This is a genomic window from Arenimonas alkanexedens (assembly GCF_054781355.1).
Map to the genome: position 1 here is coordinate 300,937 of NZ_BAAGUO010000001.1, position 13,019 is coordinate 313,955.

Consider the following 13,019-nt stretch of genomic DNA (forward strand, 5'->3'; position numbering starts at 1 on the left):
GGATGCTGCTGATCGAACGCTATCTGCTGCGCCAGTTCGTCCTCAGCGTGGCTGCGGTGGCGGCGGTGCTGCTGTTGGTCGGGCTGGGCGGGCTGCTGGTGGACCTGATGTCCGAAATCGCCCGCGGCAAGGTGCCGGCGGCGCTGCTGCTGTCCCAGCTGGGCCTGCGCTCGATCCAGGTGTTGCCGCTGCTGATGCCGCTGGCGCTGTTCGTCGGCCTGCTGCTGGCGGTGGGCCGGCTCTACGGCGACAGCGAGATGGCGGTGCTCTCTTCGGTGGGCCTGGGTCCGCAGCGGCTCTGGCGGCCGCTGTTGCTGGTGACTCTGCCGGTGGTAGCGGTCGTGGCCCTGTCTTCCCTCTGGCTGGCGCCGTCGGGTGCACGCATCGCCCGCGACATGATCGAGACTGCCAACCGCAGCTTCCTGGTCGCCGGGCTAGAGGCCGGGCGCTTCCTGGAACTGCCCGGCCGCGCCGGCATCCTTTACGTCGGTGAACTCGACGCCGATGGCACGCGTTTTGGCCAACTGTTCGTGCAGTCCGAGCGCGACGGCCGTCTGGACGTCATCACCGCCCGCCATGGCGAGATTTTCTTCGAGGCCGACACGGGCCGTTACCTGCGCCTGCGCGACGGGTTCCGGGTCGAAGGCACGCCGGCCTCGAAGGACTTCCGGCTGATGCGCTTCGAGCAGAACGAACTGCGTGTGCCCGACCGGGAGGTCGATGCCGAAGCCGACGCGCTGGAGGCGCGCGCTACGCGTGCGCTGCTGCTGCAGGACGATGCCGGCGCCCGCGCCGAGCTGCACTGGCGGCTGGCGACGCCGCTGCTGACGCTTGCGCTGGGCTTCCTGGCGCTGCCGCTGGGTCGCGGCGAACCGCGGCAGGCGCGCTATGGCCGCATGCTGGCGGCGCTGCTCATCTATCTCAATGCCATGGTCTTGCTGTTGCTGGGCAAGGGCTGGCTGGCGACCGGCGTTTTGCCAGCCTGGGCGGGCCTGTGGTGGCTGCTGCTGCCGATGGGCCTGCTGGCGGCCTGGTTGTTCCGTACCGACGGCCGACTGCGCCGTCCGCGCCCGGTGACGGCGTGAATCTGCGGCCGCGCATCATTGATCTTTACCTGGCGCGCACGGTGCTGCTCACGACGCTGGCAACCTGGGTGGTGCTGCTGGGCTTCGACCTGATTTCTGGCTTCGTCAACGAACTCGACGAAATCGGCGAGGGCGGCTACACGCTCAGTCACGCCGTGCTCTACACCGCCTACACGGTGCCGCGGCGCCTTTACGAGCTGTTCCCGACGGTGGCCCTGATTGGTTGCGTGCTGGGTCTGGGGGGTCTCTCGGCGCGGTCTGAACTGACTGCGATGCGCTCGGCCGGCATGTCGCGCCTGCGCATCGGTTTGGGCGCACTGCTGTCGCTGGGGCTGTTGACCGCGCTGATGATGGTCAACGCCGAGACGGTGGCGCCGCGCGGCGAACAGAGCGCGCAGGCCGTGGTCAATGCCGCGAAATCCGGCGACATGGTGGTCGCGCGGGTCTCGGGCCTTTGGCTGCGCGAGGGCAACGTCTACCTCAATGCCCGCAACGGCGTGCGGCGTGAGGCCGAGGGCGGCGAATGGACCGAGCTGCAGGGCGTGCGCCTGTTCGAATTCGACGATGAGGGACGGCTGGTGTCGCTGGCCGAGGCGCGGCTGGCCGAGCATCGCGCCGATGGTTGGCGCCTGAAAGACGTGCAGCGCTCGCGCTTCACCGGTCGCGCCGTGACCAATGAAACGGTGGCCGAGGAGCGCTGGGACACCGGCCTCGACGCGGAGGCGTTGGCGTCGGCGGCGCAGCGCCCGCGCTATCTCAGCGCCAGCGAGATGCAGCGCAACATCGCCTATCTCGAGCGCAATGGCCTGGACGCCAAGGTGTTCCGCAACGCCTACTGGGCGCGCTGGTTCTACCCGGTGAACGTGGCGGTGCTGTGCCTGGCGGCGCTGCCCTTCGCCTTCGGCTCACTGCGTTCGGGCGGCTTCGGCAAGCGGTTGTTCATCGCCATCGTCATCGGCGTCGCCTACCTGCTGGCGCAGCGACTGGTGGTGAGCCTGTCGGATGTTTACGACTTTGATGCGCGCCTTGCCTACTTGTTGCCGCCGCTGGCGCTGCTGAGTCTGTGCTGGGGTTTATTCGCCCGGCGCGAATAGGCTCAGCGCGACAGGCGCACCAATACCGTGCCGCTGGCCAGGTCGTGCCAGGTACGGCGTTCGCGATCCACCAGCGACCACAAGAAGCCCAAGCCACCGGCGGCCAGCGAGATGATCGCCACGGCGTAGCGCAGCCAAAGCTTTCCCGTCGGTGCCAGCCGACCGTCGGGCGTGGTGACTTTCAGTCGCCAGGGCCGCATGCCCAGGGTTTGCCCGGCATGCTGCCAGGACAGCACGGCGTAAACGCCGCTGATCGTGGCGCAGGCCAGCCACAGCACCAGCTGGCCCAGGCTCCAGGGCGCGAAGGCGGTGTGGTCCGGCGTCAGCACCAGCGCCACTCCGCTGACCGCGAACCACAGCGCGATATTGGGCATCGTGTCGTAGACGAGGGCCAGCAGGCGCCAGCCGAGGTGGGCGGGCAGGGCGGCGGTGAGGGCGTGGTCGGGCATCGGATAAGCATAGCGGACCGGCCGGCGCGGGCCAGCTGTTCGACAGCCTCGATATCGTTCATTGCCGTGCGCCGCTGGGCTATCCTGCCTTCATGCCAAGTACCTGCCCCGCCGATCGTCGCGCCCGCGCCCAGACGCTGCCGCCGGCAGCACCGCAGGACCAGCGCGCCATCAGCGGCTTCCTCGATCGGGTCTGGGCCGAATCCGGCCTGGCCAGGCTCACGCTCGACAGCTACCGGCGCGACCTCGACGGCCTCGCCCGCTGGCTCGGTACGCGCGGCCGGGACCTGGCCGGCGTCGACCGCGATGTTCTCTACGACTACCTGTCGCGCCGCACCACCGAAGGCTACGCGGCCCGCAGCAATGCGCGTCTGCTGTCGGCGCTGCGCGCTTTCTACGGCCAGCAGGTCCGCCTGGGCCTGCGCGAAACCGACCCGACCGCGCTGCTGGATCCGCCCAAGCTGCGCCGTTCGCTGCCAAAGGCTTTGTCCGAGAGCGAGGTCGAGGCGTTGATGAACGCGCCCGACGTCGTCGCTCCGGCCGGCCTGCGTGATCGGGCCATGGTCGAGCTGATGTACGCCACCGGGCTGCGCGTAAGCGAGTTGGTGAACCTGCCGGCGACGGCACTGAACCTGCGCCAGGGCGTGGTGCGGGTGATGGGCAAAGGCAGCAAGGAACGTCTGGTGCCGCTGGGCGAGGAGGCCCAGCACTGGCTGGAGCAGTACCTGGCCCAGGGGCGTCCGGCGCTGTCCGGCGGCCGCGCGGCGGCGCCCCTGTTTCTGGGCCGCGCCGGGCAGGCACTGAGTCGCCAGCAGTTCTGGAACGTGGTCAAGCGCCTGGCCACCGTGGCCGGCGTGGACCCGGCCAAGGTCAGCCCGCACGGCCTGCGGCACAGCTTCGCGACCCACCTGCTCAACCACGGCGCCGACCTGCGCGCGCTGCAGATGTTGCTGGGCCACAGTTCGCTCTCGACCACCCAGATTTACACGCTGGTGGCGCGTGAAGGCCTCAAGCGCCTGCACCAGCAGCACCACCCCCGTGCCTGAGTTCGTGGCGACCGTGCCACAATCAGCGAACTTTCCGCCCCGGCTGCGGTCGGACCCGCATCGACTTCGAAGGACGCCCCTGATGATTCGCCGTACCCTGCCGCTTGCCCTGTTGATCAGCCTGACCGCCTGCGCCGCCGAGCCCCAGGCCCAGACCACCGGTGCGCCAGCCGCCAAAGCCGGCCCGGCGGCCGCCGCCGCACCGGCCCCGGCTGGCGTCGAGGCCACCATCCGCGCTGCCCTGGCCGACCTGGCCCCGGGCGCCGAAGTGGGCGAGGTCACGGCCTCGCCGATCCCGGGTTTCCGCGAAGTGCCGCTCGAAGGGCGGGTGATCTACGTCTCCGAGGACGGCAAGTACCTGATCCAGGGCACCTTGTTCGACCTGGCCTCGCGTGAAAGCCTGACCCAGGCCAGCGAGTCGGTGCTGCGCAAGGAGCTGCTGGCCACCATCGGCAACGACCGCAAGATCACCTTCGCCGCGGCCGAGCCCAAGCACGTGGTCACGGTTTTCACCGACATTGACTGCGGCTACTGCCAGCGCATGCACGAGCAGATCGCCGACTACAACGCCCTGGGCATCACGGTCGACTACCTGTTCTACCCGCGCGGCGGCATCGGTTCGGAGTCCTTCGACAAGGCCGTCTCGGTCTGGTGCGCGCCCGACCGCAACAAGGCCCTGACCGCCTCCAAGGCCGGCTTGATCATGCCCAAGGCCGACTGCACCAACCCCGTGACCATGGACTACGACCTGGGTCGCCGGGTGGGCCTGGACGGTACCCCGGCCATCTACACCCCGGACGGCGTGCAGCTGGGCGGCTACCTGGAGCCCGCGGCCATGCTGGCCCGGCTGGACGAACTGGCGGCCAAGGCGGAGAAGTGACGGCAACCGGGCCGACGGCCCGGTCTTGATCTACAATACGGCGCTCGTTTCCCACGGAATTGTGCGGACATGATTGTCCTTGAGGGCCTCGCGGCCCTGTCGCCCTTTCGGCGCGACCGTCTCCAAAATCGCCTGCAGCAGATCGTCGACGGCCTCCGGGTCACCGGGGCCTGGCACAGCTATTTCGTCGAACCCGAAGCCGGCGCCGCGCCGGACCTGACGGCGCTCGGCCGCATCCTCGAAGCCTGCACCGGCCAAGAGTCGCTGGCCGACGGCGCCGCGTCGCGCTTCGTGGTGCCGCGCCTGGGCACGCGCTCGCCTTGGTCCACCAAGGCCACCGAGATCGTGCAGGGCGCGGGTCTGGCGGTGAAGCGGGTCGAACGCGGCCTGCGTCTGGATCTGGCCGGGCTGCCGCCGGCCTCTGATCCGCGCTGGCCACAGCTGGCGCGCGCGCTGCACGATCCGATGACCCAGTCCCTGCTCGCGGTTCGCGAAGATGCCGCGAAACTGTTCGCCCAGCCGGCCGCCGGCCAGGTCGAACGGATCCCGGTGGCGGGCCTGGCACAAGCCAACATCCGCCTCGGCCTGGCGCTGTCGCCCGACGAGATCGAGTACCTGCAGACGCGCTATGCCGAACTGGGTCGTGACCCGTCGGACGCCGAGCTGATGATGTTCGCGCAGGCAAACTCCGAGCACTGCCGCCACAAGATTTTCAACGCCGACTGGACCATCGACGGCGAGCCGCAGCCGCTGTCCCTGTTCCGCATGATCAAGAACACGCATGCGAAGTCGCCGCAGCTCACGCTCAGCGCCTACAAGGACAACGCCGCGGTGGTCGAAGGCCATCCGGCCGCGCGCTTCCGGGCCGAGCCCGGCAGTGGCGAATACGGCCACAGCGCGCCCATGGACTCGGCGTTCTGCATCAAGGTCGAGACCCACAACCATCCCACCGCGATCTCGCCGTTTGCCGGCGCGGCCACCGGCTCGGGCGGTGAGATTCGCGACGAGGGTGCCACCGGCCGCGGCGGCAAGCCCAAGGCCGGCCTGACCGGCTTCTCGGTGTCGCACCTGCGGATACCGTCGCTGCCGCGGCCCTGGGAAGCCGCGCGCCCGCTGAACCCGCGCATGGCCACGGCGCTGGAGATCATGACCGAAGGTCCGATCGGCGCCGCGGCGTTCAACAATGAATTCGGTCGTCCGGCGCTGACCGGCTATTTCCGCAGCTTCGAGCAGCCCACCGACCAGCCGGGCCTGACCCGTGCCTACGACAAGCCGATCATGCTGGCCGGCGGCCTCGGTGCCATGGATCGCGGCCAGGTCAAGAAGCTCGACCTGCGCCCGGGCGATGCGGTGGTGGTGCTGGGTGGTCCGGCGATGTTGATCGGCCTGGGCGGTGGCGCCGCCTCGTCGGTGGATGCCGGCCAGAGTTCGGAAGACCTCGACTTCGCCTCGGTGCAGCGCGACAACCCCGAGATGCAGCGTCGCTGCCAGGAAGTCATTGATCGTTGTTTCGCCCAAGGCGAGAACAACCCGGTCCTGACCGCGCACGACGTCGGCGCCGGCGGCCTGTCCAACGCCATTCCCGAGCTGCTGCACGACTCCAACGTCGGCGGCGTGATCGAGATGGCGAAGATCCCCAGCGACGATCCGTCGCTGTCGCCGATGCAGCTGTGGTCGAACGAAGCGCAGGAGCGCTACGTGCTCGGCGTCGGCGCCGACCGCATCGCCGACTTCGAGGCGATCTGCCGGCGCGAGCGCGCCGTGTTCGCGGTGGTCGGTTTCGCCACCGAAGAGGAACGCCTCGTGCTCAAGGCGCCCGACGGCAGCCATCCGATTGATCTGCCGATGGACGTGCTGTTTGGCAACTCGCCGCAGATGCACCGCGACACCCAGCGTCCGCCCGCCAGCCGCTGGCCGCGCCTGGACGTGGCCAAGCTCGAGCTGCACGAAGCCGGCCTGCGCGTCATGGCGCATCCCACCGTGGCGTCCAAGAACTTCCTGGTCACCATCGGCGACCGCAGCGTCGGCGGCCTGTGCTCGCGCGACCAGATGGTCGGGCCCTGGCAGCTGCCCTTGGCCGACGTCGCGGTCACGCTGACCGGTTTCAACGTCGTCGCCGGCGAAGCGATGGCGATCGGCGAACGCACCCCGCTGGCCCTGATCGACGCCGCCGCTTCGGCGCGCATGGCCGTGGGCGAAGCGATCACCAACCTGGCCGCCGCCGACGTTGCTTCGCTCTCGGAAGTGAAGCTGTCGGCCAACTGGATGGCCGCCGCCTCGTTCCCGGGTGAGGACGCGCTGCTATTCGACGCCGTCAAGGCCGTGGGCATGGCGCTGTGTCCGGAGCTGGACATCTCGATCCCGGTCGGCAAGGACTCGCTGTCCATGCAGGCGCAGTGGCAGGCGCCGGAAGGTCCGCAGAAATCGGTGTCGCCGGTGTCGCTGGTGATCACTGCGTTCGCGCGCGTGGCGGACGCCGGCCAGACTCTGGTGCCGGTGCTCGACCGCAGCGGCGAATCCGAGATCTGGCTGATCGGCCTGGGCGCAGGCGCCCGACGCATGGGCGGTTCGATCCTGGCCCAGGTGCATTCCAGCTTCGGCGGCGCCAGTCCCGACCTGGACGAACCCGAGCGGCTCCGCGACTTCTTCTCGCTGATCCAGGCGGCGCGTGCCGATGGCCTGCTGCTGGCCTACCACGACCGCTCCGACGGCGGCGCGTTCGCCGCGCTTTGCGAGATGGCGTTCGCCAGCCACTGCGGCCTCGAGATCAACCTCGAAGGCTGGGGCGAAGATCCGTTCACCACGCTGTTCAACGAAGAGCTGGGCGCGGTGGTGCAGATTGCCGCCGAAGACCGCGTGGCCTTCGCCGACCTGGTCAACCGCCACCAGCTGACCCATTGTGCGCAGCGCATCGGCCGGCCGAGCTCGGTGCCGATGGTGCGCGTCAGCGACGGTCCGCAGGTGCTGGCCGAATGGAGTTGGCAGGCGCTGTTCGGCGCCTGGTGGTCGGTGACGCACGCGATCCAGGCCCTGCGCGACGACCCCGCCGGCGCCGACGCCGAGCGTGACGCGCGCCTGGACTTCGCCGATCCCGGCCTGGTGCCGAAACTCTCCTTCGACCCGGCCCAGGACGTTGCCGCGCCCTGGATCCACACCGGCGTGCGTCCGCGCGTGGCGATCCTGCGCGAGCAGGGTGTCAACGGCCAGGTGGAAATGGCGGCGGCGTTCGACCGCGCCGGATTCACCGCCGTGGACGTGCACATGTCCGACCTGATCAGCGGCCGCACCCGGCTGGATGCGTTCAAGGGCCTGGCGGCCTGCGGCGGCTTCAGCTACGGCGACGTGCTGGGCGCCGGCCGCGGCTGGGCCACGTCCATCCTCGAGCGGCCCGACCTGCGCGAGCAGTTCGCACGCTTCTTCGAGCGCGCAGACAGCTTCAGCCTGGGCGTGTGCAACGGCTGCCAGATGCTGGCCCAGCTCAAGGGCCTGGTGCCCGGTGCCGAGCACTGGCCGCGCTTCCTGCGCAACCGCAGTGAACAGTACGAGGCCCGCCTGGCCCAGGTCGAAGTGCAGGACTCGCCTTCGATCCTGTTCGCCGGCATGGCCGGTTCGCGGATTCCGGTGGTGGTGGCCCACGGCGAGGGCCAGGCCCGCTTCGACGCGCCGGGCCACGCCGACGAAGCGCAGGTCGCGCTGCGCTTCGTTGACGGCTTCGGCCAGGTCACGGACGCCTATCCGGCCAATCCGAACGGCTCTCCGGCCGGCGTCACCGGCCTCACCAGCCGCGACGGCCGCGCCACGCTGATGATGCCGCACCCCGAGCGCGTGTTCCGCACGCTGCAGATGAGCTGGCACCCGGCCGGCTGGGGCGAGGATTCGCCCTGGATGCGGATCTTCCGCAATGCCCGCGTCTGGGTTGACTGAGTCACGACGGGGTGCGCGCGCTGCGCACCCCGTTTTCCGCTGGCGTCAGCTGAAGTCGGCGTCGAGCACGATGCGGTAGCGTGCCTTGCCGGCGCGCAGGTGATCGAGCGCCTCGTTCACCCGGCTCATCGGGAAATGTTCGGTCTGGGGCAGCACGCCGTGGCGCGCCGCGAAGCCCAGCATGGCGTCGATGCCGCCGCGCGAACCCGTCGGCGAACCCGACACCGATTTCTGACCCATGATCAGCGAGAACGCCGGCACCGGGATCGGCTCAAGCACCGCGCCCACCACGTGCAGCCGGCCTTCTGGCGCCAGCGCCGCCAGCAGGCCGTCCCAGTCCAGGCACACGTTCACGGTGTCGATGATCAGGTCGAACTGCCCGGCCAGCGCCGCCAGCGCCTTGGCATCGCCGGTGGACACGACTCGATGGGCGCCGAATGCGCGCGCTTCCTCGGCCTTGGACTGGCTGGAGGTAAAGGCCGTGACCTCGCAGCCCCAGGCCTTGCAGAACTTCAGCGCCAAATGGCCCAGGCCGCCAATGCCGACCACGCCGACCCGCGCCGTGGGCGAGATGTTGAGCTCGCGCAGCGGTGCGAACACGGTGATGCCACCGCACAGCAGCGGGCCGCTTTCGCGCGGGTCAAGCCCGGGGGGCAGGGGCATCACCCAGACCCAGTGCGCGCGCACGCGGTCGGCGAAGGCACCGTGGCGGCCGGCCAGCGTCGGCTGCAGCGACACGCACAGGTGCTGGCGACCGGCCAGGCATTGTTCGCAGTGCAGGCAGCTGCGGGCATTCCAGCCCAGGCCGACGCGCTGGCCCATGGCCACGCCCTTGGCCTGCGGTCCCATGGCCACCACGCGGCCGACGGCTTCGTGGCCCGGTACGAACGGGTACTGGGTGAAACCCCATTCGTTGTCGAGCAGCGACAGGTCGGAATGACAGATACCGCAGTGTTCAACCTCGATTTCGACGTCCTCGGCGCCCAGCGGGCCGGGGTCGTATTCGAAGGCTTCCAGCGCGGCGCCAGCGGTGGGCGCGGCCCAGGCACGGATCTTGGTCATGGCGAATCCTTTGGGGGATGGGAATAACCGCCAACGATACGCCGCCGCGCGTGAGGGGCGCGCCGGGGCGGCCCGACCTGCTAAATTCCGGGAGTAGTCATGCAGGGAGCCGCCGTGGCCTCGGTCCTTAACGAAACGATGGAAACCGCCGACAGCCGGATCGCCGCGGCCCTGTCCGCGCGTGGCCGCCTGAAGGAAGGCGACCTCGCCCGCGCCCAGCGCCTGCAGGCCGAGGCGGGCGGTTCGCTGGCGGCGCTGCTGGTGCGGCTGGGCATGGTGTCCGAGCGCGACATGGCCGAAGCCGCCGCCGAGGTCATGGACCTGCCGCTGGTGGCCGCCAAGGACTGCCCCGACGCGCCGCCCGCGGGCGTGCACCTGTCGCTGCGTTTCCTCAAGCAGCTCGCCGTGTGTCCGGTCGGCGAGGGCGAGGACTACGTCGAGCTGCTGGTCGCCGACCCCCAGGATCCGTATGCCGCCGAAGCGGTGGCCTTGGCCACCGGGCGCGCCGTGCGGATGAAGGTGGGCCTGCGCGCCGAGGTTGCCGACCTCATCGAGCGCTACTACGGCACCGGCCGATCCGCCATGGGCACCATCGTCGAGAACCTGGGCGACGAGTCCGGCGGCGACGAAGCCGACGTCGAGCAGCTGCGCGACCTCGCGTCCGAGGCGCCGGTCATCCGCCTGGTGAATCTGGTGATCCAGCGTGCGGTCGAACTGCGCGCTTCCGACATCCACATCGAGCCCTTCGAGAACCGCCTGAAAGTGCGCTATCGCGTCGATGGCGTGCTCGAAGAGTCGGAATCGCCGCCAGCCAACCTCACCGCCGCGGTGATCTCGCGCATCAAGATCATGGCCAAGCTCAACATCGCCGAGCGCCGGCTGCCGCAGGACGGCCGCATCATGGTGCGGGTGCAGGGCAAGGAGCTGGACCTGCGCGTGAGCACCGTGCCCACCGCGCACGGCGAAAGCGTGGTGATGCGCCTGCTCGATCGCGAATCCGTGGTGCTCGACTTCAAGGCCCTGGGATTCACCGACGAATTCCTCGGCCAGTTCATGAAGGTGCTCGAGCAGCCGCACGGCATCCTGTTGGTCACCGGCCCCACCGGCTCGGGCAAGACCACCACGCTGTACGCTGCGCTTAGCCAGCTCAACACGCCCGACGTGAAAATCATTACCGTCGAGGACCCGGTCGAGTACCAGATCGAGGGCATCAACCAGATCCAGGCCAAGCCACAGATCGGCCTGGACTTCGCCCACGCCCTGCGCAGCATCGTTCGCCAGGACCCGGACATCATCATGATTGGCGAAATGCGCGACCTTGAAACCTCGCGCATCGCCATCCAGTCCGCGCTCACCGGCCATCTGGTGCTCAGCACCCTGCATACCAACAACGCCGCCGGCGGCATCACCCGCATGATGGACATGGGCGTCGAGGACTACCTGCTCACGTCCACCGTGAACGGCATCCTGGCCCAGCGCCTGGTGCGCCGGATCGAGCCGACGCACATGGAAAAATACGAGGCGCTGCCCGAAGTGGTGGAAGAGTTCGGCCTGCGCCGGTTCCAGCCCGAAGGCGTGATCCATCTCTACCGCCCGAAGCCGTCGGCGCTGACGCCGACTGGCTATCTCGGCCGCACCACCATCATGGAATTCCTGGTGATGGACGACAGCCTGCGCCGCTTGGTGATGAAGCACGCCGGCATGGGCGAGATCGAGGAAGCGGCGCGCGAACGCGGCATGCGCACCATGTATGAAGACGGTCTGATCAAGGCGATGCAGGGCCAGACCACGCTCGAGGAAGTCCTTCGCGTGACCCAGGAAGGCTAGGGCGATGGCGCTGTTCCGCTACAAGGCACTGTCCAGCGCCGGCGAGTCCCTCGACGGCCAGATGGAGGCCGCCAGCGCCGAGGAAGTGATCAGTCGGCTGCAGGACCAGGGCCACTTGCCGGTTGAAGCGCGTCGCGCCGATGAAGGCGCGGGCGAAGGCCTGGGCGCGCTGCTCAAGCGCAAGGAGTTCGGTGATCCGCAGGTGCTGCAGTTCACCCAGCAGCTCGCGACCCTGCTCGGCGCCGGCCAGCCGCTCGATCGCGCACTGGGGATTTTGCTCGAGCTTCCGGACACGCCCGAGGCACGGCGCGTGGTCGAGCGCGTGCGGGAAGCGGTGCGCGGCGGTACGCCCTTGTCCACCGCGCTTGAGCAGCAGCACGGCCTGTTCTCCCGCCTGTACGTGAACCTGGTGCGCGCGGGCGAAGCCGGCGGCAACCTGCACGAAAGCCTGCGCCGCCTGGCCGACTACCTGGAGCGAAGCGCCGTACTTCGCGCACGCGTACTGAACGCGATGATCTACCCGGCAATCCTCACCGTGCTGGTGTTCGCTTCCATCACCTTCCTGATGGCCTTCGTGGTGCCGCAGTTCCAGGCGTTGTTCGAAAGCATGAACGCCCAGCTGCCCTGGTATTCGCTGGCGGTACTCAAGACCAGCCTGTTCATCCGCAGCTGGTGGTGGGCGCTGCTGCTGCTGGCGCTGGGCACGGCGGCCTGGGCGGCGATGCGGTTCAACGACCCGCGCGTGCGCCGCGCCCTTGACGCACGCGTACTCAGGCACAAATTCCCGGGCGATCTGGTCGCCAAGCTCGACACCGCGCGCCTGGCGCGGACCCTGGGCACCCTGGTGCGCAACGGCGTGCCGCTGCTGGCGGCCCTGAACCTTTCCCGCCCGGTGCTGTCCAACCGGGTACTGGCCGAAGCCGTCGAGGCTGCGGCTGAAGAGGTGAAGACCGGCAGTGGCCTGGGCTATGCCCTGGGCCGGCAGAAGGTTTTCCCGCGGCTGGCGGTGCACATGATCCAGGTTGGCGAGGAGTCGGGCGAGCTTGACGCGATGCTGCTCAAGGCGGCCGATACCTTCGACCAGGAAACCGCGAACGCGCTCGACCGCCTGCTCGCTGCGCTGGTGCCGGCGCTGACCGTGCTGATGACGCTCATCGTCGGCGCCATCATGATGTCCGTGCTGCTTCCTATTTACGACCTCACCAATTCCATCTGACCAGGGACTTTCCGATGCGACGTCTTCCTGCTTCCCCCCGACACGCCCGCGGCATGAGCCTGATCGAGCTGATGATCGTCATCGTCCTGATCGGCTCGATACTCGCCCTGATCACCAGCCGCATCATGGGCGGCCAGGACCGCGCCAACGTGCGTATCACCGAAACCCAGCTGGTGACCCTGGCCGGCAAGATTGACCAGTTCCGCATGGACACCGGCAAGCTGCCGGACTCGCTGGAACAGCTGGTCACCTCCACCGGCACCAGCAACTGGCTCGGCCCCTATGCGCGCGCCGAAGAGCTCAAGGATCCCTGGGGCACGCCGATCGAGTTCAAGCGCCCGGGCGCGAACGGTCCGTTTGAACTGGTGAGCCTGGGTGCCGACACCCAGGCCGGCGGCGAGAGCGTCAACCAGGACATCCGCCGGCCCTGAGCGCC

At 69.0% G+C, this 13,019-nt stretch carries 10 protein-coding genes; 8 read left to right on the top strand and 2 right to left on the bottom strand.

Translation table 11 applies throughout. From position 1 onward, the window contains the following. Positions 1-2 precede the first annotated feature (2 nt). The gene (lptF, locus tag ACYVGY_RS01395) at positions 3-1,085 is read left to right on the top strand and encodes an LPS export ABC transporter permease LptF (protein ID WP_460455700.1); all 1,083 of its coding nucleotides are present in this window, start codon (positions 3-5) and stop codon (positions 1,083-1,085) included. After that, on the top strand, positions 1,082-2,179 hold the full coding sequence (lptG, locus tag ACYVGY_RS01400) for an LPS export ABC transporter permease LptG (protein WP_460455701.1): 1,098 nt from the start codon (positions 1,082-1,084) through the stop codon (positions 2,177-2,179). Before lptF ends, lptG begins: the two co-directional genes overlap by 4 nt. A 2-nt stretch (positions 2,180-2,181) precedes the next feature. Here lptG and ACYVGY_RS01405 read toward each other — a convergent pair whose 3' ends face one another. Next, positions 2,182-2,628, bottom strand: coding sequence for an RDD family protein (locus ACYVGY_RS01405; protein ID WP_460455702.1), 447 nt, complete (start codon positions 2,626-2,628; stop codon positions 2,182-2,184). Between the two features lie 92 nt (positions 2,629-2,720). Between ACYVGY_RS01405 and xerD the strand changes: the two genes are divergently transcribed. From xerD to purL, 3 genes are all read left to right on the top strand, one after another. Continuing rightward, a complete protein-coding gene (gene xerD / locus ACYVGY_RS01410; protein ID WP_460455703.1) occupies positions 2,721-3,674 on the top strand; it encodes a site-specific tyrosine recombinase XerD in 954 nt (317 codons plus the stop codon). Between the two features lie 82 nt (positions 3,675-3,756). Beyond that, complete coding sequence (locus ACYVGY_RS01415) at positions 3,757-4,554, top strand: thioredoxin fold domain-containing protein (protein ID WP_460455704.1); 798 nt, start codon at positions 3,757-3,759, stop codon at positions 4,552-4,554. 69 nt (positions 4,555-4,623) lie between these two features. Further along, positions 4,624-8,478, top strand: coding sequence for a phosphoribosylformylglycinamidine synthase (purL, locus tag ACYVGY_RS01420; protein ID WP_460455705.1), 3,855 nt, complete (start codon positions 4,624-4,626; stop codon positions 8,476-8,478). A 45-nt stretch (positions 8,479-8,523) separates the two neighbouring features. On the opposite strand, the gene ahr is transcribed toward purL, so the two are convergent. After that, positions 8,524-9,540, bottom strand: coding sequence for an NADPH-dependent aldehyde reductase Ahr (gene ahr / locus ACYVGY_RS01425; protein ID WP_460455706.1), 1,017 nt, complete (start codon positions 9,538-9,540; stop codon positions 8,524-8,526). Between the two features lie 99 nt (positions 9,541-9,639). On the opposite strand from ahr, the gene gspE reads away from it, so the two are divergent. Genes gspE through gspG form a run of 3 tightly spaced genes read left to right on the top strand, consistent with a single transcriptional unit; the run spans position 9,640 to position 13,014 of the window. After that, positions 9,640-11,367: a type II secretion system ATPase GspE gene (gene gspE, locus ACYVGY_RS01430; protein WP_460455707.1), complete on the top strand. Its 1,728-nt coding sequence runs from the start codon at positions 9,640-9,642 to the stop codon at positions 11,365-11,367. Positions 11,368-11,371: 4 nt separating this feature from the next. Then, a complete protein-coding gene (locus ACYVGY_RS01435) occupies positions 11,372-12,583 on the top strand; it encodes a type II secretion system F family protein (protein WP_460455708.1) in 1,212 nt (403 codons plus the stop codon). A 14-nt stretch (positions 12,584-12,597) separates the two neighbouring features. After that, positions 12,598-13,014, top strand: a complete 417-nt coding sequence (gene gspG / locus ACYVGY_RS01440) for a type II secretion system major pseudopilin GspG (protein WP_460455709.1) — start codon at positions 12,598-12,600, stop codon at positions 13,012-13,014. The last annotated feature ends 5 nt before the right edge of the window (positions 13,015-13,019 follow it).

Bases quoted from the DNA above. Each gene is read 5' to 3' on its own strand.
- purL (WP_460455705.1), top strand. From the start codon at position 4,624: ATGATTGTCCTTGAGGGCCTCGCGGCCCTGTCGCCCTTTCGGCGCGAC.
- xerD (WP_460455703.1), top strand. From the start codon at position 2,721: ATGCCAAGTACCTGCCCCGCCGATCGTCGCGCCCGCGCCCAGACGCTG.
- ahr (WP_460455706.1), bottom strand. From the start codon at position 9,540: ATGACCAAGATCCGTGCCTGGGCCGCGCCCACCGCTGGCGCCGCGCTG.
- gspG (WP_460455709.1), top strand. From the start codon at position 12,598: ATGCGACGTCTTCCTGCTTCCCCCCGACACGCCCGCGGCATGAGCCTG.
- ACYVGY_RS01415 (WP_460455704.1), top strand. From the start codon at position 3,757: ATGATTCGCCGTACCCTGCCGCTTGCCCTGTTGATCAGCCTGACCGCC.
- lptF (WP_460455700.1), top strand. From the start codon at position 3: ATGCTGCTGATCGAACGCTATCTGCTGCGCCAGTTCGTCCTCAGCGTG.
- ACYVGY_RS01435 (WP_460455708.1), top strand. From the start codon at position 11,372: ATGGCGCTGTTCCGCTACAAGGCACTGTCCAGCGCCGGCGAGTCCCTC.
- gspE (WP_460455707.1), top strand. From the start codon at position 9,640: ATGCAGGGAGCCGCCGTGGCCTCGGTCCTTAACGAAACGATGGAAACC.
- ACYVGY_RS01405 (WP_460455702.1), bottom strand. From the start codon at position 2,628: ATGCCCGACCACGCCCTCACCGCCGCCCTGCCCGCCCACCTCGGCTGG.